Annotated in this window: 23 protein-coding genes and 1 other annotated feature; of the genes, 13 read left to right on the forward strand and 10 right to left on the reverse strand. The window is 57.9% G+C overall.

Features of this window, described 5'->3' with window-relative positions; all coding sequences use genetic code 11:
* Positions 1-174 precede the first annotated feature (174 nt).
* The 9 genes from AB8804_RS22355 to rpmH all read right to left on the reverse strand — a co-directional run bounded on the left by AB8804_RS22355 (position 175) and on the right by rpmH (position 7822).
* The gene (locus AB8804_RS22355) at positions 175-741 is read right to left on the reverse strand and encodes an NADPH-dependent FMN reductase (protein WP_371190124.1); all 567 of its coding nucleotides are present in this window, start codon (positions 739-741) and stop codon (positions 175-177) included.
* A 36-nt stretch (positions 742-777) separates the two neighbouring features.
* Positions 778-1524: a 4'-phosphopantetheinyl transferase superfamily protein gene (locus AB8804_RS22360; RefSeq protein WP_371190126.1), complete on the reverse strand. Its 747-nt coding sequence runs from the start codon at positions 1522-1524 to the stop codon at positions 778-780.
* A 139-nt stretch (positions 1525-1663) separates the two neighbouring features.
* Positions 1664-2626, reverse strand: a complete 963-nt coding sequence (yidZ, locus tag AB8804_RS22365; RefSeq protein WP_371190127.1) for an HTH-type transcriptional regulator YidZ — start codon at positions 2624-2626, stop codon at positions 1664-1666.
* Positions 2595-3770 carry an MFS transporter gene (locus AB8804_RS22370; RefSeq protein ID WP_371190128.1) on the reverse strand — a complete coding sequence of 392 codons (1176 nt, stop codon included), beginning with the start codon at positions 3768-3770 and terminating at the stop codon, positions 2595-2597. Before AB8804_RS22370 ends, yidZ begins: the two co-directional genes overlap by 32 nt.
* Before the next feature lie 111 nt (positions 3771-3881).
* Positions 3882-5246: a tRNA uridine-5-carboxymethylaminomethyl(34) synthesis GTPase MnmE gene (gene mnmE / locus AB8804_RS22375; RefSeq protein ID WP_112012375.1), complete on the reverse strand. Its 1365-nt coding sequence runs from the start codon at positions 5244-5246 to the stop codon at positions 3882-3884.
* Positions 5247-5438: 192 nt separating this feature from the next.
* The gene (gene yidC / locus AB8804_RS22380; RefSeq protein ID WP_371190130.1) at positions 5439-7082 is read right to left on the reverse strand and encodes a membrane protein insertase YidC; all 1644 of its coding nucleotides are present in this window, start codon (positions 7080-7082) and stop codon (positions 5439-5441) included.
* Between the two features lie 2 nt (positions 7083-7084).
* Positions 7085-7342, reverse strand: a complete 258-nt coding sequence (gene yidD, locus AB8804_RS22385; RefSeq protein ID WP_001307474.1) for a membrane protein insertion efficiency factor YidD — start codon at positions 7340-7342, stop codon at positions 7085-7087.
* On the reverse strand, positions 7306-7665 hold the full coding sequence (gene rnpA / locus AB8804_RS22390; RefSeq protein WP_014072458.1) for a ribonuclease P protein component: 360 nt from the start codon (positions 7663-7665) through the stop codon (positions 7306-7308). Before rnpA ends, yidD begins: the two co-directional genes overlap by 37 nt.
* Before the next feature lie 16 nt (positions 7666-7681).
* Positions 7682-7822: a 50S ribosomal protein L34 gene (rpmH, locus tag AB8804_RS22395; RefSeq protein ID WP_000831330.1), complete on the reverse strand. Its 141-nt coding sequence runs from the start codon at positions 7820-7822 to the stop codon at positions 7682-7684.
* A gap of 600 nt (positions 7823-8422) precedes the next feature.
* Here rpmH and dnaA point away from each other — a divergent pair.
* The 11 genes from dnaA (at position 8423) to AB8804_RS22450 (ending at position 21774) form a co-directional block, all read left to right on the forward strand.
* Positions 8423-9817, forward strand: a complete 1395-nt coding sequence (gene dnaA / locus AB8804_RS22400; RefSeq protein ID WP_010426558.1) for a chromosomal replication initiator protein DnaA — start codon at positions 8423-8425, stop codon at positions 9815-9817.
* Between the two features lie 4 nt (positions 9818-9821).
* A complete protein-coding gene (gene dnaN, locus AB8804_RS22405; RefSeq protein ID WP_371190131.1) occupies positions 9822-10922 on the forward strand; it encodes a DNA polymerase III subunit beta in 1101 nt (366 codons plus the stop codon).
* Positions 10922-11995: a DNA replication/repair protein RecF gene (recF, locus tag AB8804_RS22410; RefSeq protein ID WP_371190132.1), complete on the forward strand. Its 1074-nt coding sequence runs from the start codon at positions 10922-10924 to the stop codon at positions 11993-11995. The genes dnaN and recF overlap by 1 nt, the downstream gene beginning before the upstream one ends.
* Before the next feature lie 28 nt (positions 11996-12023).
* A complete protein-coding gene (gyrB, locus tag AB8804_RS22415; protein ID WP_371190133.1) occupies positions 12024-14435 on the forward strand; it encodes a DNA topoisomerase (ATP-hydrolyzing) subunit B in 2412 nt (803 codons plus the stop codon).
* Positions 14436-14627: 192 nt separating this feature from the next.
* Positions 14628-15440: a sugar-phosphatase gene (yidA, locus tag AB8804_RS22420; protein ID WP_371190134.1), complete on the forward strand. Its 813-nt coding sequence runs from the start codon at positions 14628-14630 to the stop codon at positions 15438-15440.
* 226 nt (positions 15441-15666) lie between these two features.
* Positions 15667-16356 (forward strand): D-galactonate utilization transcriptional regulator DgoR, encoded by a 690-nt coding sequence (gene dgoR, locus AB8804_RS22425; RefSeq protein WP_371190135.1) that lies wholly within the window; start codon positions 15667-15669, stop codon positions 16354-16356.
* Positions 16353-17231 carry a 2-dehydro-3-deoxygalactonokinase gene (locus AB8804_RS22430; protein ID WP_371190137.1) on the forward strand — a complete coding sequence of 293 codons (879 nt, stop codon included), beginning with the start codon at positions 16353-16355 and terminating at the stop codon, positions 17229-17231. Before dgoR ends, AB8804_RS22430 begins: the two co-directional genes overlap by 4 nt.
* Positions 17215-17832 carry a 2-dehydro-3-deoxy-6-phosphogalactonate aldolase gene (locus AB8804_RS22435; protein WP_371190138.1) on the forward strand — a complete coding sequence of 206 codons (618 nt, stop codon included), beginning with the start codon at positions 17215-17217 and terminating at the stop codon, positions 17830-17832. Before AB8804_RS22430 ends, AB8804_RS22435 begins: the two co-directional genes overlap by 17 nt.
* Positions 17829-18977, forward strand: coding sequence for a galactonate dehydratase (dgoD, locus tag AB8804_RS22440; RefSeq protein WP_371190139.1), 1149 nt, complete (start codon positions 17829-17831; stop codon positions 18975-18977). Before AB8804_RS22435 ends, dgoD begins: the two co-directional genes overlap by 4 nt.
* Positions 18978-19155: 178 nt before the next feature.
* Complete coding sequence (locus AB8804_RS22445) at positions 19156-20493, forward strand: MFS transporter (RefSeq protein ID WP_371190140.1); 1338 nt, start codon at positions 19156-19158, stop codon at positions 20491-20493.
* Positions 20494-20544: 51 nt separating this feature from the next.
* Positions 20545-21774 carry a DUF3748 domain-containing protein gene (locus AB8804_RS22450; protein WP_371190141.1) on the forward strand — a complete coding sequence of 410 codons (1230 nt, stop codon included), beginning with the start codon at positions 20545-20547 and terminating at the stop codon, positions 21772-21774.
* Here the strand turns inward: AB8804_RS22450 and AB8804_RS22455 are convergent.
* Complete coding sequence (locus AB8804_RS22455) at positions 21771-22097, reverse strand: YceK/YidQ family lipoprotein (RefSeq protein WP_371190142.1); 327 nt, start codon at positions 22095-22097, stop codon at positions 21771-21773. The two genes, AB8804_RS22450 and AB8804_RS22455, sit on opposite strands and share 4 nt — an antisense overlap.
* Positions 22098-22344: 247 nt before the next feature.
* Positions 22345-22417, forward strand: a sequence feature (ROSE (Repression Of Heat Shock gene Expression) occurs in the 5'-region of heat shock genes and acts as an RNA thermometer to modulate expression.).
* Between AB8804_RS22455 and ibpA the strand changes: the two genes are divergently transcribed.
* Both ibpA and ibpB read left to right on the forward strand, forming a co-directional pair.
* Complete coding sequence (gene ibpA, locus AB8804_RS22460) at positions 22411-22821, forward strand: small heat shock chaperone IbpA (RefSeq protein ID WP_112012366.1); 411 nt, start codon at positions 22411-22413, stop codon at positions 22819-22821. It overlaps the preceding feature by 7 nt.
* Before the next feature lie 134 nt (positions 22822-22955).
* Positions 22956-23384: a small heat shock chaperone IbpB gene (gene ibpB, locus AB8804_RS22465; protein WP_371190143.1), complete on the forward strand. Its 429-nt coding sequence runs from the start codon at positions 22956-22958 to the stop codon at positions 23382-23384.
* Positions 23385-23759 lie beyond the last annotated feature (375 nt).

Consider the following 23759-nt stretch of genomic DNA (forward strand, 5'->3'; position numbering starts at 1 on the left):
GCGCCTCGCCCCGGCCTACGGTCAACGCCTCAGCGATTTTCAGCCGGACCAGGGGACCGCTGTAAGTCTTTTATTATCCTGTAATTTTTTCATTGCTTTAAGAGCAAAAAATTACTGGGGAACCCTCAGCCCCGTGGGAGAGGGCCAGGGTGAGGGCATCAGGCCGCAATGATCTTAAGCTTTCACCCGCTTAATATACTCCCCAAACGCCGTCAGCTGTCCGCTCAGGTGGTCGCGCGTGCTCTGATCCACCACTTCACCCGTCTGCGGGTCGACCTTGTTCTGAATCACGCCGCCCATAAATTCCGGCTTGTTCATGACCATCGCATCCAGGAACACCAGGATCTGACGCAGGTGATACTGGCAGCGCGCGCCGCCGATGGCGCCCATCGAGCTGGTCTGGATCAGCACCGGCTTGCCGGATAAAGGCTGTTCCGGTAAGCGGGATAACCAGTCAATGGCGTTTTTCAGGCCGCCCGGCACCGAGTAGTTATATTCCGGGGTCACAATGACCACGCCGTCCGCCTGGCGGATCTGTTCTGCAATCGCTTCCACGCTCTGCGGGAAGCCTTCTTCCTGCTGCACGTCGGCATCATAGAGCGGGATCTCGCCAATAGAAGGCAGGGCGGTAATCTCCATTCCTGCGGGTGCCAGCTGCGGCAGCGTGCGAGCCACCATTCCATTGAATGAACCTTTGCGCAGGCTCCCCAGTAACGTAACAACTTTCAACGTATCAGACATGATTACTCCTGTTTCATCATGATGACCCGGAATGGATCAGCTAAGGGTATATGCTTTTTCTGCTGGTAAACTGGTCAGCCGCATCAGGCGTGCGGCGGGCTCGTTGGCGCGCTCGGGCACCTCCGGAAGACTACGCCAACCGCGGGTGCTGTCAAACTCCCAGATTTTCAGACGCTCAATGGCGGGCGTGACGGCAATCGACCAGATCAGCACGTCCTCGGCGTCGCAAAGCGCCTCTACACGCGCCGCTTTTGTCGCGCGCAGCCGCCCCGAGCCGGGGAGAAGCTGCAGCAGGCTGGCGTCGTCTGATGCGCAGCCGCAGAGCTTACGGATGCTCTGGCGCAGCGTGATCAGCTGAGCCTTGGCCTCAATGGGATCGTTTTGATTGCGTATCCACAGCTTTTCGTTGCTGGAAAGCGGGTAATCCTCGTGCGGGTTAAGGACGTGGAAGCCGCGGGTGGCGCGCTGCAGTTCCAGATCCAGACCACAGTCACCTTCGGTGGTCAGCGCAATGCCGATAATATTGCCCGCGTAGGCGATTGAAAATCGAGGAAGTTCCGGGTTGGCAAAGACCGGGCGGCCTTCAGGTTGCGTAATCATATCCGGCAGTTCGCGGGTGCCGTAGAGCATAAACATCAGCTCGGCGAGAAGCGATCGGGAGGCTAAAAACCGCGTCCTGCGATGTTCTGGCAGATTCCGCGCTTCAGCGTGACAGGCGGAAGAAATTCTGGGCGATACGAGCTGTCCTTCTTTCAGCGTACCTCGTGCAAAATGCGTAGCCATTTTTCGCTCCTTGATAATGGTCCCGATGGGTAAACGGTTACATTATTATCGCTTAACTCAGCTTCAGTTTTAATCAGTAATGAGAGTAAAAAAAGCCTGAAAGCTGAACTTTACATTTTCTTAGGCAAAAATTGGATCGCTAGCGCAGCGGCGTGCCGTAAAGCGCCTTAATGGTCTCTCGTAGCCAGAGTATTTTTGGGTTATGGCTGTTTCGCTTATGCCAGATAAGCGTGAAGGGAACGGTCAGCTTTTCTGCCTGCGCTTCATCAATGGGAATGGGCAGGGTGACCAGCTTGCGCTGGTGGAGCTGATTGTAGTGATGGCAGTAGTGCGGCGCCGTGGCAATATAATGATGGCCGGGCTGAGCCGCCATGAACATCGACTGCTCGAAGCCCGGCAGGCTCATGGCGATGTTACGCTCGCGGCCCATTTCTCTTAACACCTCATCCAGCGCCCAGGTGTCGCTACGCTCCCAGAAAATGCTGATGTGCGGGTAGCGCAGGAACGTCTCCAGGTTCCACTCTTCCTGAAGCGCCGGGTGATCCTCGCGCAGGTAAACGCACGGCCGGTCGCTGAACAGAATTTCGTAGTCGATGAACCACGGCATCAGCTTGAGCAGCTCGCGCGAGCGCGGGTGCGTTTCCCGTCCGGTAAAGCCGAGGTCCACCTCCCCGCGCGTGATGGCGTCCAGCGAGTCGTAATCCCAGTGGCGCATCTTCACCGTCGCCTGCGGGTAACGCTGGTTCACCTGTTCCAGCAGCGCGTTAAGGCGGATCAGCATCAGCGGGGTTTCCGCCGCCAGCTCGAACTTCAGATTGCCCGGGGAGTCATGGTGAAATTTATCGAGGATCTGATTGCCTATCTGCATCCAGTCGGCCAAATCCTGCTCCAGGCTGACCGTCAGGGGCGTCGGCAGCAGCCCCAGCGGCGTTTTGACAAACAGCGGGTCTTCGAACCAGTCGCGCAGCTTCGCCAGCGATTTGCTGACCGCGGACGGCGTCACGTTCATCCGCTTTGCGGCTTTGGTGACGCTGCGCTCCTGCAGCAAAAGCTGCAGGCACAGTAACAGGTTAAGATCGAGGCTGCTGATGGGCTTCTTCATAATGCGCTGCGGGCTGGATGACCATGAGTAAGAGAATGCAGAGCATGCTACAGCCAATCAGAATCCCGATCAGCATATTCAGCGCGTTAAGGCCGATAACCGCTGCCAGCCATATCCACAGCGACGACCCGCAGACCTGCGCGATGCCCAGCACCGAGCTGGCCACACCCGCGCGCAGCGAGAACGGACCGAGCGCCTGGCTCATCGCCACGCCAAACCCGACGGAGAACCCGGCGCAAATAAGCGTAATGCCCACCAGCATCACCGCGTGCGAGCTGGCGGTTGCCAGAATCACGCCCGCCGCGAGGAACAGAACCTGCGAGGTCAGCATCAGCGTGCGCTGACGGAAAACGTTTAGCGCAAACGGCGTGGAGAAAGAGACGGCCATACTGACCATCGCGGTTAACGCCATCACCGTCGAATATTCCCCGCGATCGAAGCCCATGGTTTCCATCAGTAACACAGGGGAAACGTTTACATAGGTCAGGATCACCGCCACGCTCAGGGTGGTGACCGCCAGGCGGCTCAGGAAAAATCGGTTAAGGAGCTTTTCGGCAGGATGTATTGAGGCCGTATGCCCCGCGCTTTGCGCGCCGGGATGGGTCTCCTTCAATACCGCGATCGACAGAATGAAAACCAGCGCGCCCATGGCCGCCATCGTCCAGAACAGGCTCTGCCACGGGAATTTGAGCATAATCAGATACCCCACAACCGGGGCCAGCACCGGGATGATGCAGGTAATGCCGTTCAGCATGGAGAGCACCTTCGCGCGGCGCTGGGCGCTCAGGGTGTCGCGCAAAATGGCAAACGCCACCACATAGCAGCCACCGGCGCCGATGCCCTGGATAAAACGACCCGCAAGAAACGAAGTGCTGCCGTGCGCCAGCGAGCACAGCACCGAGGCGAGGGCAAAAATCACCGCGCCCGTTATCGCGACGGGCTGACGCCCGGCCTTATCCGCGATTTTCCCGGCAAAGACCATCGACGACGCCATCCCCGCGAGGTAGGCCGAAAACGCGATGTGCAGCTGCGCCTCGCTGGCCCCGAGATCCTGGGCAATGTGCGGTAAACCCACGAGATACATATCGATCCCCGACGGATAAAGCAGAACCAGCGCAAAACTACACAACAGAAAACGAGCCATAAACCCCCCATAGATGCAGGCATGCAGAATAGGGGGAGAAAGGGGATTAGGCGAGTTGCCATTTGGACAATGGTGATTTCCTGGGAGGAAATCACCCTCAATCAGCTGTAATTATTTGCCGATGCAGAAGCTCGAGAAAATCCGTCCCAGCAGATCGTCTGACGTAAATTCGCCGGTGATCTCACTCAGGTTCTGCTGCGCCAGCCGCAGTTCTTCCGCCAGTAGCTCGCCCGCCCACGCGCCGATCAGCTGTGCTTTACCCTGAACGAGATGATTTGCCGCCTCTTCCAGCGCCTGCAGGTGGCGGCGGCGCGCCAGGAAGCCGCCTTCCATGCTGGTGTCAAAGCCCATGCTCTGCTTGAGGTGGTTGCGCAGATCGTCCACGCCTTCGCCGGTACGCGCCGACAGGCGAATCAGTGAGTGACCATTTACATCGCTGATGCCAAGCGTTTCGCCAGTGACGTCCGCCTTGTTGCGCACCACGGTGATTGGCAACTTGGCTGGGAGACGGGCGATAAAGTCCGGCCAGATCTCCGCCGGGTCAACGGCGTCGGTCGTGGTGCCGTCCACCATAAACAGCACGCGGTCGGCCTGCTCGATCTCCTGCCAGGCGCGTTCGATACCGATGCGCTCAACTTCGTCGCTGGCATCGCGCAGCCCTGCCGTATCGATGATGTGCAGCGGCATGCCGTCGATGTGAATGTGCTCGCGCAGCACGTCGCGCGTGGTGCCGGCGATATCGGTAACGATCGCCGCCTCACGGCCCGCAAGGGCATTGAGCAGGCTCGATTTCCCGGCGTTAGGGCGCCCGGCTATCACCACCTTCATCCCTTCGCGCAGCAGGCTGCCCTGGCGCGCTTCGGCGCGCACGGCGTCGAGATCGGCCATCACACTATTAAGCTGGGCTTCAATTTTGCCGTCGGAGAGGAAGTCGATCTCTTCGTCCGGGAAATCGATAGCCGCTTCAACGTAGATACGCAGATGAGTCAGCGCTTCCACAAGATGGTTCACGCGCGCGGAGAATGCCCCCTGCAGCGAGTTCAGCGCGGAGCGGGCCGCCTGCTCGGAGCTGGCGTCGATCAGGTCAGCAATCGCCTCGGCCTGCGCCAGGTCGAGCTTGTCGTTCAGGAAGGCGCGCTCGGAGAACTCGCCCGGCTTCGCAATGCGCAGGCCCGGCAGCGTCAGAATGCGTTTTAACAGCAGGTCGAGGATCACCGGGCCGCCGTGACCCTGCAGCTCCAGCACGTCTTCACCGGTAAAGGAGTTCGGGCCGGGGAACCACAGCGCAATGCCCTGATCCAGCGGCGTGCCGTCGCTGTCTTTAAACGGCAGATAATCCGCGTAGCGCGGCTTTGGCAGTTTACCCAGCACCGCTTCGGCCACCTCGCGCGCCTTCAGGCCGGAGATGCGCAGAATGCCTACACCACCGCGTCCCGGTGGGGTTGCCTGGGCGACGATAGTGTCGTTATGGCTCATGGTTGGTCTCTTTGTAAATGTGAAAAAGGCGGTCTAATGACCGCCTTCTCTGGCATAACTCTACCGTGAATACTCGAAATAATTCAAGTTGCAGGAAGGCGGCAAGTTTGTGCGCCCCAGGAGCTTACTGAAGTAAGTGACTGGGGCAATCAAACGCAGCCAACGCGCCTGCGGCTTGAAGAATGAAGAGTATCAGGACTTTTTCTTTTCGCGGCTATGCAGGCCACGTTTTTCAAGACCACGGTAAATCAGCTGCTGCTGGATGATGGTCACCAGGTTGCTGACGATATAGTACAGCACCAGACCTGACGGGAACCACAGGAAGAACACGGTGAAGATGACCGGCATAAAGGTCATGATCTTCTGCTGCATCGGGTCGGTCACGGTGGTCGGCGACATCTTCTGGATGAAGAACATCGTCACGCCCATCAGGATCGGCAGGATGTAGTACGGGTCCTGTGCGGACAGGTCATGGATCCACAGCGCGAACGGCGCATGGCGCAGCTCAACGGAGCCCATCAGCATGTAGTACAGCGCAAGGAAGATTGGCATCTGAATCAGCAGCGGGAAGCAGCCACCCAGCGGGTTCACTTTCTCTGCTTTATACAGGGCCATCATTTCCTGGCTCTGACGCTGTTTGTCATCGCCCAGACGCTCACGCATCGCCGCAATCTTCGGCTGCAGCATGCGCATCTTCGCCATGGAGGTGTACTGCGCTTTAGTCAGCGGGTACATGATGCCACGAACGATGAAGGTGATAACGATGATGGAGAAGCCCCAGTTACCCAGGAAGCTGTGGATGAACTTCAGCAGCTTAAACAGCGGCTGAGAGATGAACCACAACCAGCCGTAATCGACGGTCAGATCCAGGTGCGGCGCTACCGCAGCCATTTTATCCTGGATTTCCGGGCCAACCCACAGGGTGCTTGCCAGCGTACCGGCTTGACCAGGCTGAACCAGAACCGGCTGAGATTTGTAGCCGATGGCTGCAATACCGTTACCGAGATTCGCGGTGTAGAAGTTATTTGTACCGTCGTTATTCGGAACCCATGCGGTGGCGAAATACTGCTGCAGCATCGCTACCCAGCCGCCTTTCGCGCTAACGTTCAGGTTCTCGTTATCGGCGATGGTGTCGAATTTGTATTTCTCATACTTCGCGTCAGGCGTGGAGTACGCCGCGCCACGGAAGGTATGCAGCGCAAAGTTGCTGCTTCCGGTGTCACGGTGAGACGGCAGGTTGATGGACTGCTTCAGCTGGCCGAAGGTAGACAGCTCCAGCGGCTTCTCGCTGCTGTTCTTCACGTTGTAGCCCACGTTCACCGCATACTCACCGCGTTTCAGGGTGAAGGTTTTGATGAAGGTGTTGCCTGCGGCATCGGTGTAGGTCATCGGGATAGCGATTTCGTTCTGGCCATCAGCCAGGACAAACGTATCTTTCTCGACGTTATACAGTGGACGCGCACCGTTAGCCGGGTTATCTGGGCCATCACGACCGGTCAGGCCGCTCTGCGCCTGATAGATAAACTCAGGTGTGGTTTCCAGTAACTGGAACGGTTCGGTAGACTTCAGCTCTTTCGGGTAGGTCAACAGCAGCGCCTGCTCAATATCACCACCACGGGTGTTGATAGTCAGCTCAAGCACATCGGTCTTAACCGTAATCTGTTTCCCCTGGCCACTGGCCGGTACGCCCTGGTCGGCGGCGCTACCCGCTGCGGTGGTCGTGGTCTGCGTGGTCTGCTGCTGAGGTTGAGGATTTTTATCCTGCTCCCAAGCCTGCCAGATCATGAAAGACACGAACAACAAAGCGATGATAAGAAGATTGCGTTGCGAATCCATCGTTAGTGTTCTCTGGTATCAAATGGTCCTGGGGGGACGGGGTCGTCTCCACCGGGGTGTAAAGGGTGGCATTTTAATACGCGTTTCACCGTCAACCAACTGCCTTTTATCACTCCAAACCTGCGCAATGCCTCAATTCCGTAGCTTGAGCATGTTGGTGTGAAACGGCAGTGCGGCCCGAGTAGCGGACTAATCAGGCGTTGATAGACCCTTATAAGGGCTATCAGGACCCGTGAGCCAGGCGACAGTGGCGGCGCCATAATTTTTCCAACGCTTCCGAGAGAGCACGGTTATCGAGGTCGGCAACCCCCTTTTTAGCCACCACCACGAAATCCATTGAAGGCAGTTCGTGTTGACGTAAACGGAAGCTTTCACGCGTCAGACGTTTAATCCGATTGCGTTCGTGCGCACGCTTAACGTTTTTCTTGGCGACAGTGAGACCGATGCGGGGATGCCCCAGCGAATTTTGGCGGCCGAGGATGGTGATTTGCGGCGTGCCAGCCCGTTGTGGCTGCTGGAAGACGAAAGTGAAATGAGTGGGAGTTAACAAACGTAACTCCCTGGGAAATGCTAGCTTAACCACTCAGGGGTTAGCTTTATTACTTGGAAACGGTCAGACGAGCGCGGCCTTTAGCACGACGACGTGCCAGAACCTGACGACCATTTTTAGTAGCCATACGAGCACGGAAGCCGTGAGAACGGTTGCGCTTCAGTACAGACGGTTGAAAAGTGCGTTTCATGGCGATTTCTACCTAAACTTGAATAAATTCACTGACTTTTGCGTATACCCGAACGAGTTTCGAACGACTAACGCCTCAGCGTGGGTGATTAAAGAGGCCGGATTGTAATAATTGTACACTCCGGAGTCAATTCTCTTTCCTTATTTCCCGCGTATTTCCGCACGTTTTCGCGTGGAAAATGAGCAACGGACGACGCAGGAAGATGAGCATCACGCGCCGGGTCGAGGATTATACGGGCTCACCGACAAAGCGCAAGGATCGTGCCGGATCTTCGTTAGATCATTTAAGCAAAAATTTGTCTGTACTCATTAATTTTTCCAATATGCGGGCTAAATCGTGGGGCACGCGCGCCTGGATCGATTACACTTACCCGGTTCCGGATCTTCCTGTGGATAAATCGGGAAGAATCTGTGAGAAACAGAAGATCTCTGGCTCAGTTTAGGCTATGATCCGCGGTCCCGATCGGGATCCACGGATCCTGGTCTGGATAAAATTGCAGATAGCAATTCGCACGTCCCCCTTTGCACAGGGTCTTGTCGATGTGCGTCAACAATCATGAATATTCAATAGTTTTCTTTTATTGTTCGAGTGGAGTCCGCCGTGTCACTTTCGCTTTGGCAGCAGTGTCTTGCCCGATTGCAGGATGAGTTACCAGCCACAGAATTCAGTATGTGGATCCGCCCCTTGCAGGCGGAGCTGAGCGATAACACGCTGGCTTTGTATGCGCCAAACCGTTTTGTGCTCGATTGGGTAAGGGACAAGTACCTTAATAATATCAATGGGCTGCTGAACGATTTCTGCGGCTCAGACGCGCCACAGCTGCGTTTTGAAGTGGGCACAAAGCCGGTCACGCAAACCGTTCGTGAAACCGTTAACGTGGCCGCACCCGCGCAGGCTGCGCCCGCTCCGGCACCTCGCGTTGCGCCTGCTCGCCAGGGCTGGGACAACGTTCCCGCTCCGGCAGAACCTACCTATCGCTCTAACGTTAACGTTAAACACACGTTTGATAACTTCGTTGAAGGTAAGTCGAACCAGCTGGCGCGCGCGGCGGCTCGCCAGGTTGCTGATAACCCCGGTGGCGCCTACAACCCGCTGTTCCTTTATGGCGGCACGGGCCTGGGTAAAACGCACCTTCTTCACGCGGTGGGTAACGGCATTATGGCGCGCAAGCCCAATGCAAAAGTGGTGTATATGCACTCCGAGCGCTTCGTTCAGGACATGGTAAAAGCCCTGCAAAACAATGCGATCGAAGAGTTTAAACGCTACTACCGCTCCGTTGACGCGCTGCTGATCGATGACATCCAGTTCTTCGCCAATAAAGAACGATCCCAGGAAGAGTTTTTCCACACCTTCAATGCCCTGCTGGAAGGTAATCAGCAGATCATTTTGACCTCGGATCGTTATCCAAAAGAGATCAACGGCGTTGAAGATCGTCTGAAATCCCGCTTCGGCTGGGGTCTGACCGTGGCGATCGAGCCGCCGGAGCTGGAAACCCGCGTGGCGATCCTGATGAAGAAAGCCGATGAAAACGACATTCGCCTGCCGGGTGAAGTGGCGTTCTTTATCGCCAAGCGTCTGCGTTCCAACGTTCGTGAGCTGGAAGGGGCGCTGAACCGCGTCATTGCCAATGCCAACTTTACCGGCCGTGCGATCACCATCGATTTTGTGCGTGAAGCCCTGCGTGATTTGTTGGCATTGCAGGAAAAACTGGTCACCATCGACAATATTCAGAAGACGGTGGCCGAGTACTACAAAATCAAAGTGGCCGATTTACTGTCTAAACGCCGTTCCCGCTCCGTGGCGCGTCCGCGTCAGATGGCAATGGCGTTGGCAAAGGAGTTAACCAACCACAGCCTGCCGGAAATCGGCGATGCGTTTGGTGGCCGTGACCATACGACCGTGCTGCACGCGTGCCGTAAGATTGAGCAGTTACGCGAAGAAAGCCACGACATAAAAGAAGATTTTTCCAATTTAATCAGAACTCTATCATCGTGACGCTATGAAATTTACTGTTGAACGTGAACATTTATTAAAACCGCTGCAGCAGGTAAGTGGCCCATTAGGTGGCCGCCCAACGTTGCCTATTCTTGGAAACCTGCTGCTTCAGGTCGCGGACGGCACGCTGTCGCTGACCGGCACAGACCTGGAAATGGAAATGATCGCGCGCGTTACGCTGTCTCAGCCGCATGACGCGGGCGCGACCACCGTTCCGGCACGTAAATTCTTTGATATCTGCCGCGGACTGCCGGAAGGCGCAGAAATTGCCGTGCAGCTCGAGGGCGACCGCATGCTGGTGCGCTCTGGCCGCAGCCGTTTCTCGCTCTCCACGCTGCCTGCCGCCGACTTCCCGAACCTGGACGACTGGCAGAGCGAAGTTGAATTTACCCTGCCGCAGGCGACGATGAAGCGTCTGATCGAAGCCACGCAGTTCTCCATGGCGCATCAGGACGTTCGTTACTACTTAAACGGCATGCTGTTTGAAACCGAAGGTGAAGAGCTGCGTACCGTGGCGACCGACGGCCACCGCCTGGCGGTCTGTTCCATGCCGATTGGCGACTCGTTGCCAAACCATTCGGTGATCGTGCCGCGTAAAGGCGTGATTGAGCTGATGCGCATGCTCGACGGCGGGGATACCCCGCTGCGCGTGCAGATCGGCAGCAACAACATTCGTGCCCACGTGGGTGATTTTGTCTTCACCTCGAAGCTGGTTGACGGCCGTTTCCCGGATTATCGCCGCGTATTGCCGAAGAACCCGGATAAACATCTGGAAGCCAGCTGCGATACGCTTAAGCAGGCCTTTGCCCGCGCGGCAATCCTCTCCAATGAGAAATTCCGCGGCGTGCGCCTGTTTGTGCATGAAAACCAGATCAAAATCACCGCCAATAACCCGGAGCAGGAAGAGGCAGAAGAGATTCTGGACGTCACCTACGCCGGGGCCGAAATGGAAATCGGCTTTAACGTCAGCTACGTGCTGGACGTGCTGAACGCGCTGAAGTGCGAGAACGTGCGCATCCTGCTGACAGACTCCGTTTCGAGCGTACAGATTGAAGATGCGGCCAGCCAAAGCGCGGCTTATGTTGTCATGCCAATGAGACTGTAATGTCGCTCACCCGCCTGTGGATCCGCGACTTTCGCAATATCGAAAGCGCGGATCTTGCACTATCCCCCGGCTTTAACTTCCTGGTTGGCGCGAACGGCAGCGGCAAAACCAGCGTGCTGGAAGCCATCTACACGCTTGGCCACGGCCGGGCGTTTCGCAGCCTGCAGATTGGTCGCGTCATTCGCCACGAGCAGGAATCCTTTGTGCTTCACGGACGCCTGCAGGGCGAAGAGCGCGAAACCGCCATCGGCCTGACCAAAGACAAGCAGGGCGACAGCAAAGTGCGCATTGACGGCACCGACGGCCATAAGGTGGCCGAGCTGGCGCTGCTGATGCCGATGCAGCTGATCACGCCCGAGGGGTTTACTTTACTCAACGGCGGCCCCAAATACAGAAGAGCGTTCCTCGACTGGGGATGCTTCCATAATGAAGCCGGGTTCTTTAACGCCTGGAGCAACCTGAAGCGCCTGCTTAAGCAGCGCAACGCCGCGCTGCGCCAGGTCACACGCTACGCCCAGCTGCGTCCGTGGGACAAGGAACTGATCCCCCTGGCGGAACAAATCAGCCGCTGGCGTGCCGAATACAGCGCAGGCATCGCCGAAGACATGGCCGATACCTGCAAACAGTTTTTACCGGAGTTTTCCCTGACCTTTTCCTTCCAGCGCGGCTGGGAGAAAGAGACGGACTATGCCGACGTGCTGGAAAGAAGCTTCGAGCGCGATCGCATGCTGACCTACACCGCGCACGGTCCGCACAAAGCGGATTTTCGCATTCGTGCAGACGGCGCACCGGTTGAAGATACCTTGTCGCGCGGGCAGCTTAAGCTCCTGATGTGCGCGCTGCGCCTGGCGCAGGGGGAGTTCCTCACCCGCGAGAGCGGGCGGCGCTGCCTGTATCTGATAGATGATTTTGCCTCGGAACTCGACGACGCGCGGCGCGGGCTGCTTGCCAGCCGCTTAAAAGCCACGCAGTCGCAGGTTTTCGTCAGCGCCATTAGCGCTGAACACGTTATAGACATGTCGGACGAAAATTCGAAGATGTTTACCGTGGAAAAGGGTAAAATAACGGATTAACCCAAGTTTAAATGAGCGAGAAACGTTGATGTCGAATTCTTATGACTCCTCCAGTATCAAAGTCCTGAAAGGGCTGGATGCGGTGCGTAAGCGCCCGGGTATGTATATCGGCGACACGGATGACGGCACCGGTCTGCACCACATGGTATTCGAGGTTGTGGATAACGCTATCGACGAAGCGCTCGCGGGTCACTGTAAAGACATCGTGGTCACGATCCATGCGGACAACTCCGTCTCCGTCACCGATGATGGTCGCGGCATCCCAACCGGTATTCACCCGGAAGAGGGCGTATCCGCGGCGGAAGTTATCATGACCGTGCTGCACGCGGGCGGTAAGTTCGACGATAACTCCTATAAAGTGTCCGGTGGTCTGCACGGCGTTGGCGTTTCCGTTGTAAACGCCCTGTCGCAGAAGCTGGAGCTGGTTATCCAGCGCGAAGGTAAAATTCACCGCCAGCTGTATACCCACGGCGTGCCGCAGGCCCCGCTGGCCGTCACCGGTGACACCGACAAAACCGGTACCCTGGTGCGCTTCTGGCCGAGCCTGGAAACCTTCACCAACGTCACTGAATTCGAATACGACATCCTGGCGAAGCGCCTGCGCGAACTGTCGTTCCTGAACTCCGGCGTCTCTATTCGCCTGAAAGACAAGCGCGACGGCAAAGAAGACCACTTCCATTACGAAGGCGGCATCAAGGCGTTCGTTGAGTATCTGAACAAGAACAAAACGCCAATTCACCCGAATATCTTCTACTTCTCCACCGAAAAAGACGGCATCGGCGTAGAAGTGGCGCTGCAGTGGAACGACGGTTTCCAGGAAAACATCTACTGCTTCACCAACAACATTCCACAGCGCGACGGCGGTACGCACCTGGCGGGCTTCCGCGCGGCGATGACCCGTACCCTGAACGCCTACATGGACAAAGAAGGCTACAGCAAAAAAGCGAAGGTCAGCGCCACCGGTGACGATGCCCGTGAAGGCCTGATCGCCGTTGTCTCCGTGAAGGTGCCGGATCCGAAGTTCTCCTCACAGACCAAAGACAAGCTGGTCTCCTCCGAGGTGAAATCGGCGGTTGAACAGCAGATGAACGAGCTGCTGAGCGAATACCTGCTGGAAAACCCGTCCGACGCGAAAATCGTCGTGGGCAAAATTATCGACGCGGCGCGCGCCCGTGAAGCGGCGCGTAAAGCGCGTGAAATGACCCGTCGTAAAGGTGCGCTGGACTTAGCCGGCCTGCCGGGCAAGCTGGCTGACTGCCAGGAACGCGACCCGGCGCTGTCCGAACTGTACCTCGTGGAAGGGGACTCCGCGGGCGGTTCTGCGAAGCAGGGCCGTAACCGTAAGAACCAGGCGATCCTGCCGCTGAAGGGTAAAATCCTCAACGTTGAGAAAGCGCGCTTCGACAAGATGCTCTCTTCTCAGGAAGTGGCGACGCTGATCACCGCGCTGGGCTGCGGCATTGGCCGTGACGAGTACAACCCGGACAAGCTGCGCTATCACAGCATCATCATCATGACCGATGCGGACGTCGACGGCTCGCACATCCGTACGCTGCTGTTGACCTTCTTCTACCGTCAGATGCCGGAAATCGTTGAGCGTGGCCACGTCTACATCGCGCAGCCGCCGCTGTACAAAGTGAAGAAAGGCAAGCAGGAACAGTACATCAAAGACGACGAAGCGATGGATCAGTACCAAATCGCGATCGCGCTCGACGGTGCAACCCTGCACGCCAACTCCCACGCGCCTGCGCTGGCCGGCGAGCCGCTGGAACGTCTGGTGTCAGAATTCAACGCCGCGCAGAAAATGATTACGCGCATGGAGCGTCGCTATCCGAAGACGCTGCTGAAGGAGCTGGTGTATCAGCCAACCCTGACCGAGGCCGATCTGAGCAGCGAGCAGACCGTTACCCGTTGGGTGAACGCCCTGGTGACCGAGCTGAACGAGAAAGAGCAGCACGGCAGCATGTGGAAGTGCGACGTTCAGCAGAACGCAGAAGGGCAGTTTGAGCCGATTATTCGCGTGCGTACCCACGGCGTTGATACCGATTATCCGCTCGAGCACGAGTTTGTGACCGGGCCGGAATATCGCCGTATCTGCACGCTCGGCGAGAAGCTGCGCGGCCTGATCGAAGACGATGCCTTCATCGAACGCGGCGAGCGCCGCCAGCCGGTAGCCAGCTTCGAGCAGGCGCTGGAGTGGCTGGTGAAAGAGTCTCGTCGCGGTCTGGCTATCCAGCGCTATAAAGGTCTGGGCGAAATGAACCCGGAACAGCTCTGGGAAACCACCATGGATCCGGAAAGCCGCCGCATGCTGCGCGTGACCGTGAAGGACGCGATTGCCGCGGACCAGCTGTTCACCACCCTGATGGGTGACGCGGTTGAGCCACGTCGCGCCTTTATCGAAGAAAACGCCCTGAAAGCGGCGAATATCGATATCTAAGTAATATCCCCTCACCCTAACCCTCTCCCCATTGGGGAGAGGGGACTGCCCGGTGCCGTCTTTTCTTCCTCTCGGGGAAAAAACCTTCGCAAAAGAGGAATCCTCTCCTCAAATCCAATCCCCCTTTCTTACCGTGTTTTTTGAGCCGAATCGCGTTAGCATGAGTCCAGACTCATTTAATCTGGGGATCTCATGGCCATCAAACTCATTGCAATCGATATGGACGGCACGCTGCTGCTGCCGGACCACACTATCTCTCCCGCCGTTAAAAATGCTATCGCTGCCGCGCGCGAGAAAGGCGTGAACGTGGTGCTGACCACGGGGCGTCCGTATGCGGGCGTGCACAGCTACCTGAAAGAGCTGCACATGAACCAGCCGGGTGATTACTGCATCACCTACAACGGCGCGCTGGTGCAGAAAGCGGCGGATGGCAGCACGGTGGCGCAAACCGCGCTGAGCTATGATGATTACCTGTATCTGGAAACACTGTCCCGCGAAGTGGGCTCTCACTTCCACGCGCTCGACCGCAACACGCTTTATACCGCTAACCGCGACATCAGCTACTACACGGTGCATGAATCCTACGTTGCGACCATCCCGCTGGTGTTCTGCGAGCCTGAAAAAATGGACCCTGCCACCCAGTTCCTCAAAGTAATGATGATCGACGAGCCTGAAATCCTCGACAAAGCCATCGCGCGCATTCCGGCTGAGGTTAAAGAGAAGTACACCGTGCTGAAAAGCGCGCCGTATTTCCTCGAAATCCTCGATAAGCGCGTGAATAAAGGCACGGGCGTGAAATCCCTGGCCGACGCGCTGGGCATCAAGCCAGAAGAGATCATGACGCTGGGCGATCAGGAGAACGACATCGCGATGATCGAATACGCGGGTCTGGGCGTGGCGATGGATAACGCCATTCCGTCCGTGAAGGAAGTCGCCAATTTCGTCACCAAATCCAACCTGGAAGACGGCGTTGCCTACGCGATCGAGAAATTTGTCCTGCGGTAAGTGGTTCTCCTAAGCATCAGCCTCGGTGATTCATCGGGGCTTTTTTATGCCCAGAATATATCGAATTGTTCTTTTTGTGATCTGTATTGTAGTACAACATTTAATGATTGTACTACATTAGGCCCAAGGCATTAACGAACAGTCTCACGTTTGTACTGCAAAAGTGAGGCGAAATTCAGCGGTCGCGGTAAAGTAGCCATGGACCTATAGAGCACAAGGACTCTCCATGACTCTCAACAAAACCGATCGCATCGTCATCACGCTGGGTAAGCAAATTATCAGCGGCAAGTACGTTCCCGGTTCGCCGCTGCCCGCAGAGGCCGAACTGTGTGAGGAGTTTGAAACCTCGCGCAACATCATCCGGGAAGTGTTTCGCTCGCTGATGGCGAAGCGGCTGATTGAAATGAAACGCTATCGCGGCGCGTTTGTCGCTCCGCGAAACCAGTGGAACTACCTCGACACCGACGTGCTTCAGTGGGTGCTGGAAAACGACTATGACCCGCGGCTCATCGGGGCGATGAGCGAAGTGCGAAACCTGGTCGAACCGGCGATAGCGCGCTGGGCCGCCGAGCGGGCAACCTCCGGCGATCTGGCGCAGATTGAGTCGGCTTTAAACGACATGATCGCCAATAACCAGAACCGGGACGCCTTTAACGAAGCGGATATTCGCTATCACGAGGCGGTGCTCCAGTCGGTGCATAACCCGGTTTTACAGCAGCTTAGCGTGGCGATCAGCTCGCTACAGCGGGCGGTTTTTGAACGTACCTGGATGGGCGACGAGGCCAACATGCCGAAAACGCTCCAGGAACATAAAGCGCTGTTCGATGCGATACGGCATCAGGACGGCGATGCGGCAGAGCAGGCGGCGCTCACGATGATCGCCAGCTCGACACGAAGGCTGAAGGAAATCACATGACATCACGCTACATCGCAATTGACTGGGGATCGACCAACCTGCGCGCCTGGCTGTACCAGGGCGAGCAGTGCCTGGAGAGCAGGCAATCAGAAGCAGGCGTCACGCGCCTGAACGGTAAATCCCCCGCGGCGGTGTTAGCGGAAGTCACACAAAACTGGCGCGACGGCGCCACGCCGGTGGTCATGGCGGGAATGGTGGGCAGCAACGTCGGCTGGAAGGTCGCGCCCTATCTGTCCGTTCCTGCCCATTTCTCTGCCATTGGCGAACGGTTAACGTCCGTTGGCGACAATATCTGGATCGTTCCAGGATTGTCCGTCTCACGCGACGACAACCACAACGTGATGCGCGGCGAAGAGACCCAGCTGCTCGGCGCGCGCGCGCTTTCTCCTTCTTCCGTCTACGTCATGCCCGGCACCCACTGCAAATGGGTGCAGGCCGATGCGCAGCAAATCCACGATTTTCGCACCGTGATGACCGGCGAACTGCACCATCTGCTGCTCAATCATTCGCTGGTGGGTGCCGGTTTGCCGGAGCAGGCCGTTTCTGCCCCGGCGTTCTCCGCCGGGCTGGCGCGCGGCCTTGCCTCGCCTGACGTTCTGCCAACGCTTTTTGAAGTTCGCGCCTCGCACGTGCTGGGAAATCTCCCGCGCGAGGAGGTCAGCGAGTTTCTCTCCGGCCTGCTGATTGGCGCAGAGGTCGCCAGCATGCGCGATTTCGCCGCGCGCGAGCAGGCCGTAACCATTGTGGCGGGGTCATCGCTGGCGACGCGCTACGAGCAGGCGTTTCGCGCCGCCGGGCGTGAGGTTTCAACGGTATCCGGCGACGCGGCATTTCAGGCAGGAATAAGGAGCATCGCTCATGCAGTGGCAAACTAACCTTCCCCTTATCGCGATTCTGCGCGGCATCACCCCCGACGAGGCGCTGGCGCACGTTGGCGCGGTGATTGACGCCGGGTTCGACGCGGTGGAAATCCCGCTTAACTCCCCAGAATGGGAAAAAAGCATTCCGGCGGTGGTGGATGCGTATGGTGATAAAGCGCTGATTGGCGCAGGAACCGTCTTACAGCCTGAGCAGGTGGATGTACTTGCAAAAATGGGCTGCCGACTCATTGTGACGCCTAACATAAACCCCGAGGTGATCCGCCGCGCGGTGGGCTACGGCATGACCGTCTGCCCCGGATGCGCCACGGCCACGGAAGCGTTTACCGCCCTCGATGCGGGCGCGCAGTCGCTCAAAATTTTCCCGTCGTCGGCCTTTGGCCCGGACTACATCAAAGCGCTGAAGGCGGTACTGCCCGCCAGCGTGCCGGTATTTGCCGTGGGCGGCGTGACGCCGGAAAACCTGGCTCAGTGGATGAAGGCAGGCTGCGTGGGCGCGGGGCTGGGCAGCGATCTCTATCGCGCCGGGCAGTCCGTTGAGCGCACCGCGCAGCAGGCGGCAGCATTTGTGAAAGCGTATCGAGAGGCAGTGAAATGAAAATAACCAAACTCACCACGTACCGTTTACCCCCGCGCTGGATGTTCCTGAAAATCGAAACCGACGAAGGCGTGGTTGGCTGGGGCGAGCCGGTGATTGAAGGCCGCGCGCGCACCGTCGAGGCGGCGGTCCACGAGCTGGGCGAATACCTGATTGGTCAGGACCCCGCGCGCATTAACGACCTGTGGCAGGTGATGTACCGCGCGGGCTTTTACCGCGGCGGCCCGATCCTGATGAGCGCGATTGCGGGCATCGACCAGGCGCTGTGGGACATCAAGGGTAAAGTGCTGAATGCGCCTGTCTGGCAGCTGATGGGCGGCCTGGTACGCGACAAAATTAAAGCCTACAGCTGGGTCGGCGGCGACCGCCCTGCGGAAGTGATCGATGGGATTACGCAGCTGCGCAGCATCGGCTTCGATACCTTCAAGCTCAACGGCTGCGAGGAGATGGGCGTCATCGACAACTCGCGTGCGGTCGACCGCGCGGTGAACACCGTGGCGCAGATCCGCGAGGCGTTCGGCAACGAGATTGAGTTTGGCCTGGACTTCCACGGCCGCGTCAGCGCGCCGATGGCGAAAGTGCTGATCAAAGAGCTGGAGCCGTATCGCCCGCTGTTCATCGAAGAGCCGGTGCTGGCGGAGCAGGCGGAATACTATCCGAAGCTGGCCGAGCAGACCCACATCCCGATTGCGGCGGGCGAGCGGATGTTCTCGCGCTTCGAGTTCAAGCGCGTGCTGGAGGCGGGCGGCATTGCGATTTTGCAGCCGGATCTCTCCCACGCGGGCGGCATCACCGAATGCTACAAAATTGCCGGCATGGCGGAAGCCTACGACGTGGCGCTGGCGCCGCACTGTCCGCTGGGGCCGATTGCGCTGGCCGCCTGCCTGCACGTGGACTTCGTCTCGCGCAACGCGGTGTTCCAGGAGCAGAGCATGGGCATCCACTACAACAAGGGCGCGGAGCTGCTCGACTTCGTGAAAAACAAAGAAGACTTCAGTATGGAAGGCGGTTTCTTCAAACCGTTAACGAAGCCGGGCCTTGGCGTGGAGATCGACGAAGCCAAAGTCATCGAGCTGAGCAAAAACGCCCCAGACTGGCGTAATCCGCTGTGGCGGCATGAAGACGGCACCGTCGCCGAATGGTAAATGCGCGTCATACTTCGCGCGGGTGATGCGTTGGCTGCGTTTTCTTACCCCGGTCACATACTCTTGTATGCTCCCGGGGATGCGAAAACTTGCCGCCTTTCCCCAGCCCGAATTATTTAGCGCATTCCGCCTACGATTTTAATTAAAAAAATAAACACACCCTCTGAAACTACAGGGCATGGTGAGCGGCTTCGCTATGCCCAAAATCTGGAGACAGATTGCGATGGATATTCCCGTTACTGCTGCAAAAACCGGGCGTCGGCGCTACGTGACGCTGATTATGATCTTTATTACCGTGGTCATTTGCTACGTTGACCGCGCCAACCTTGCCGTGGCCTCGGCCCATATTCAGGAAGAGTTTGGCATCACCAAAGCGGAAATGGGCTACGTCTTCTCGGCGTTCGCCTGGCTTTACACGCTGTGCCAGATCCCCGGCGGCTGGTTCCTCGACCGCGTCGGCTCGCGCCTGACCTATTTCATCGCCATTTTCGGCTGGTCCGTTGCCACGCTGTTCCAGGGCTTCGCCACCGGATTAATGTCGCTGATCGGCCTGCGCGCCATTACCGGCATTTTCGAAGCGCCCGCGTTCCCGACCAACAACCGCATGGTGACGAGCTGGTTCCCGGAGCACGAGCGCGCGTCTGCGGTGGGCTTCTACACCTCCGGCCAGTTCGTCGGCCTCGCGTTCCTGACGCCGCTGCTGATCTGGATCCAGGAGCTGCTGAGCTGGCACTGGGTCTTTATCGTGACCGGCGGCATCGGCATCGTCTGGTCGCTGATCTGGTTCAAGGTCTACCAGCCGCCGCGCCTGACCAAAAGCATTACCAAAGCCGAGCTGGACTACATCCGCGACGGCGGCGGCCTGGTGGACGGCGATGCGCCGGTGAAGAAAGAGGCGCGTCAGCCGCTGACCAAAGCGGACTGGAAGCTGGTCTTCCACCGCAAGCTGGTGGGCGTGTACCTGGGCCAGTTTGCCGTCACCTCCACGCTGTGGTTCTTCCTGACCTGGTTCCCGAACTACCTGACCCAGGAAAAGGGCATCACCGCGCTGAAGGCGGGCTTTATGACCACCGTGCCGTTCCTCGCGGCCTTCTTCGGCGTGCTGCTTTCCGGCTGGCTGGCGGACAAGCTGGTGAAAAAAGGGCTCTCGCTGGGCGTGGCGCGCAAAACGCCGATCATCTGCGGGCTGCTGATCTCCACCTGCATCATGGGCGCCAACTACACCAACGACCCGGTGTGGATCATGACCCTGATGGCAATTGCCTTCTTCGGCAACGGCTTTGCCTCCATCACCTGGTCGCTAGTCTCTTCGCTTGCGCCGATGCGCCTGATTGGCCTGACCGGCGGCGTGTTTAATTTCGTGGGCGGCCTGGGCGGGATCACCGTGCCGCTGGTGATTGGCTACCTGGCGCAGGATTACGGCTTCGGTCCGGCGCTGGTCTACATCTCCGCCGTGGCGCTGATCGGCGCGCTCTCCTACATTCTGCTGGTGGGCGATGTTAAACGAGTAGGCTAATTCCCCGCGATGTTTTACCCTGATGCGATAACCGCGCATCAGGGTATCCTCATGAAACAAATCACCTTCGCTTCACGCAACCACCAGCTCACCAACATCAACGCCTGGACGCCGGACAGCCAGTGGCTGGCGTTTGACGTGCGCCCGTCCGGCGCGTCGTTCACCGGCGAAACCATCGAGCGGGTCAACGTGAATACCGGCGAGGTCGAGGTGATTTACCGCGCCACACGCGGCGCGCGCGTCGGCGTGGTGACCGTTCATCCAACAGACGACAGGTACGTGTTTATTCACGGACCGGAACACCCCGACGCGGCGTGGCAGTATGATTTTCACCATCGTCAGGGGGTGATTGCGCACGGCGGTGCGGTCGAAAACCTGGATGCGATGGATATCACCGCACCCTACACGCCGGGCGCGCTGCGCGGCGGCAGCCACGTTCACGTCTTCAGCCCGAACGGGCAGTTCGTCAGCTTTACCTACAACGACCACGTGCTGCATGCGCGCGACCCGAAGCTGGACTTACGCAACGTCGGCGTCGCGTCGCCGTTTGGCCCAGTCACGCCGCGCGGTAACCATCCGCGTAACTATGCTGGTGCCTTCTGGAGCGTGCTGGTTAGCCGCACGACGCCGACGCCAGCGCCGGGCAGCGATGAGATCAACCGCGCCTACGAAGAGGGCTGGGTGGGCAACGACAGGCTGGCGTTTATCGGCGATACGCTGTCCGTCACGGGCGAAAAAGTACCTGAGCTGTTTATCGTCGCGCTTCCGAAAGACGAGCAGGGCTGGAAGCGCGCGGGCGATGCGCCGCTGCAGGGAACCCCCGACACGCTTCCCGCGCCGCCTGCGGGCATCGCCCAGCGTCGCTTAACCTTTACCCATCAGCGGACGTATCCGGGGCTGGTGAACGCGCCGCGCCACTGGGTGCGCAGCAATCCCCAGGCCACGCAGATCGCCTTTTTGATGCGCGATGATAACGGCGTTGTGCAGCTTTGGCTGATCTCACCGGAAGGCGGCGAGCCGCGTCAGTTGACCCATAATGACAGCGACGTTCAGTCGGCGTTTAGCTGGCATCCTTCGGGGAACGCGCTGGGATTTGTGCTGAAAAACCGGATTGCGCAGTGCGATGCGCGGACCGGAGAAGTGACGTTTTTAACGCCCGAACGCGGCCATTCGCCGTCGGCGGACGCGGTGATCTTTTCCCCTGACGGGCGGTCAATTGCCTGGATGGAAGAGACGGACGGTTTCCGCCAGCTATGGCTAACGGAAACCGAACAGCACTAGGGCATATCTGCGGGCGGGATAACGGCGTTGGTTGCCAGATTTTGCTGCTCGCTTTTCTCAACGCGCGAGCGTACGGAGCTGTCCGTGCGGAACAGATCCCACGGCAGCAGGAGCGTGTCGGCCACCGCCGTAAACGGCATGTCGAGAATCGCCAGAGATTTCGTTCCCCAGTTGGTATCATCGTCCGAGATCATGTCCGCGCTGGCGCGCGTCCCCGGATATGTTCCTTCTTTACCGCCGGTGTGAGACATCACGCTCGAACACCCGCAAAGTAAAACCACCCCGCTGAACGTAGTCAGCTTTATCAGAACATTTTTCATCATCACTCAGTCATCGTTAATGGCACTGCATAGACCTGCAACTCAGGGTTATATCAGCCCTGTTCAAAATGAATAGCGCATAAACCCCGCACTGTGGCAGCCATCGCAATTTAACCCTTAGTGCTGTTGTCCCAGTCTATGCGACAACCCGCAAAGTGCAAAAAAATCTCAAAAAAATACGCTTGAAAAGTCAGTAACCAGACCCATTTTAAGGATGTGACCCGATGACGAACGCGCCTGATGGGCGTTCGGGGGAAACAGAAGCCTGTCCATGGTGGAAGGCTAAATTTCTCGCTGATTTCAGGAGTTTTTACTTATGCGTAACTTCGATCTTTCTCCGCTGTACCGTTCTGCAATTGGTTTTGACCGCCTGTTCAACCATTTAGAAAATAACCAGAGCCAGAGCAACGGCTATCCTCCATACAACGTTGAGCTGGTTGACGAAAACCACTACCGCATCGCTATCGCCGTGGCCGGTTTTGCAGAAAGCGAGCTGGAAATCACCGCGCAGGACAACCTGCTGCTGGTGAAAGGTTCCCATACCGCCGAGCAGAAAGAGCGTACCTACCTGTACCAGGGCATTGCCGAGCGCAACTTTGAACGCAAGTTCCAGCTGGCTGAGAACATTCACGTAAAAGGCGCGAACCTGGTTAACGGCCTGCTGTTTATCGAGCTGGAGCGCGTGATCCCGGAAGAGAAAAAGCCGCGCCGTATCGAAATCAACTAATTTCCGGGCCGCGCGAGCGGCCTACTCAAGATTGCTTGCCGTAACGGGAGCATATGCGAACCCATCGGGATTTGCAGGAACAACCGCGCACAAAAATAACCTGCGCCAACTCGCTTCTTAGAAGGAGAACACCTATGCGTAACTACGATTTATCCCCACTTCTGCGTCAGTGGATTGGTTTTGACAAGCTGGCTAACGCCCTGCAAAGCACCCCTGAGCAACAGGCGTTTCCGCCGTACAACATCGAAAAGAGCGACGACAACCACTACCGCATCACGCTGGCACTGGCCGGATTCCGCCAGGAGGACCTGGACATCCAGCTTGAAGGCACGCGTTTGACGGTGAAAGGAACGCCTGAGAAACAAGAGACCGACACCAAGTGGCTGCATCAGGGGCTGGTCACCCAGCCGTTTAGCCTGAGCTTTACCCTGGCGGACCATATGGAAGTGTCCGGCGCGACGTTCACCAACGGGCTGCTGCATATCGACCTGACCCGGAACCTGCCGGAAGCCATCGCGCCGCAGCGCATCGCCATTAGTGAGCGTCCTGCGTTGAATAGCTAAAACAAATACCGTGCGGGCTGGTGCCCTCACCCTGGCACTCTCCCACAGGGTTGAGGGATCCCCACAAATTACAGCCTGGCACAGAATACTCCCTCTCCATTCAGGGAGAGGGTTGGGGTGAGGGGGAACATACGGCTGTGGTGGTTATTCCGTTCACTTTACGAGCCTTGCTACTCTGAAATCACGTTACTTGTGAACGTGTTAAGAGGGCTCGCCGCCGCCGCCTTAACAATCCGGGCTCCCGGCAGAGAAAATCGCCACTTCGCGGTGCCCTCAGCTTATTCCTTTCGGCTTTCGGGTCGGGCACCAGCCTGCATCCCTGCAGGCTATGCCCTCGCCGCGCCTCCCAGCGCGGCGCCCCCGCCGTCAGGAAAC

This window comes from Enterobacter sp. KBR-315C3_2022 (assembly GCF_041399425.1).
Taxonomy (GTDB): Bacteria; Pseudomonadota; Gammaproteobacteria; order Enterobacterales; family Enterobacteriaceae; genus Enterobacter.

Coding starts and splice junctions, on each gene's coding strand:
- AB8804_RS22355 (WP_371190124.1), bottom strand. CDS start 741: ATGTCTGATACGTTGAAAGTTGTTACGTTACTGGGGAGCCTGCGCAAA.
- AB8804_RS22360 (WP_371190126.1), bottom strand. CDS start 1,524: ATGGCTACGCATTTTGCACGAGGTACGCTGAAAGAAGGACAGCTCGTA.
- yidZ (WP_371190127.1), bottom strand. CDS start 2,626: ATGAAGAAGCCCATCAGCAGCCTCGATCTTAACCTGTTACTGTGCCTG.
- AB8804_RS22370 (WP_371190128.1), bottom strand. CDS start 3,770: ATGGCTCGTTTTCTGTTGTGTAGTTTTGCGCTGGTTCTGCTTTATCCG.
- mnmE (WP_112012375.1), bottom strand. CDS start 5,246: ATGAGCCATAACGACACTATCGTCGCCCAGGCAACCCCACCGGGACGC.
- yidC (WP_371190130.1), bottom strand. CDS start 7,082: ATGGATTCGCAACGCAATCTTCTTATCATCGCTTTGTTGTTCGTGTCT.
- yidD (WP_001307474.1), bottom strand. CDS start 7,342: ATGGCGCCGCCACTGTCGCCTGGCTCACGGGTCCTGATAGCCCTTATA.
- rpmH (WP_000831330.1), bottom strand. CDS start 7,822: ATGAAACGCACTTTTCAACCGTCTGTACTGAAGCGCAACCGTTCTCAC.
- dnaN (WP_371190131.1), top strand. CDS start 9,822: ATGAAATTTACTGTTGAACGTGAACATTTATTAAAACCGCTGCAGCAG.
- recF (WP_371190132.1), top strand. CDS start 10,922: ATGTCGCTCACCCGCCTGTGGATCCGCGACTTTCGCAATATCGAAAGC.
- gyrB (WP_371190133.1), top strand. CDS start 12,024: ATGTCGAATTCTTATGACTCCTCCAGTATCAAAGTCCTGAAAGGGCTG.
- yidA (WP_371190134.1), top strand. CDS start 14,628: ATGGCCATCAAACTCATTGCAATCGATATGGACGGCACGCTGCTGCTG.
- dgoR (WP_371190135.1), top strand. CDS start 15,667: ATGACTCTCAACAAAACCGATCGCATCGTCATCACGCTGGGTAAGCAA.
- AB8804_RS22430 (WP_371190137.1), top strand. CDS start 16,353: ATGACATCACGCTACATCGCAATTGACTGGGGATCGACCAACCTGCGC.
- AB8804_RS22435 (WP_371190138.1), top strand. CDS start 17,215: ATGCAGTGGCAAACTAACCTTCCCCTTATCGCGATTCTGCGCGGCATC.
- dgoD (WP_371190139.1), top strand. CDS start 17,829: ATGAAAATAACCAAACTCACCACGTACCGTTTACCCCCGCGCTGGATG.
- AB8804_RS22445 (WP_371190140.1), top strand. CDS start 19,156: ATGGTGAGCGGCTTCGCTATGCCCAAAATCTGGAGACAGATTGCGATG.
- AB8804_RS22450 (WP_371190141.1), top strand. CDS start 20,545: ATGAAACAAATCACCTTCGCTTCACGCAACCACCAGCTCACCAACATC.
- AB8804_RS22455 (WP_371190142.1), bottom strand. CDS start 22,097: ATGATGAAAAATGTTCTGATAAAGCTGACTACGTTCAGCGGGGTGGTT.
- ibpA (WP_112012366.1), top strand. CDS start 22,411: ATGCGTAACTTCGATCTTTCTCCGCTGTACCGTTCTGCAATTGGTTTT.
- ibpB (WP_371190143.1), top strand. CDS start 22,956: ATGCGTAACTACGATTTATCCCCACTTCTGCGTCAGTGGATTGGTTTT.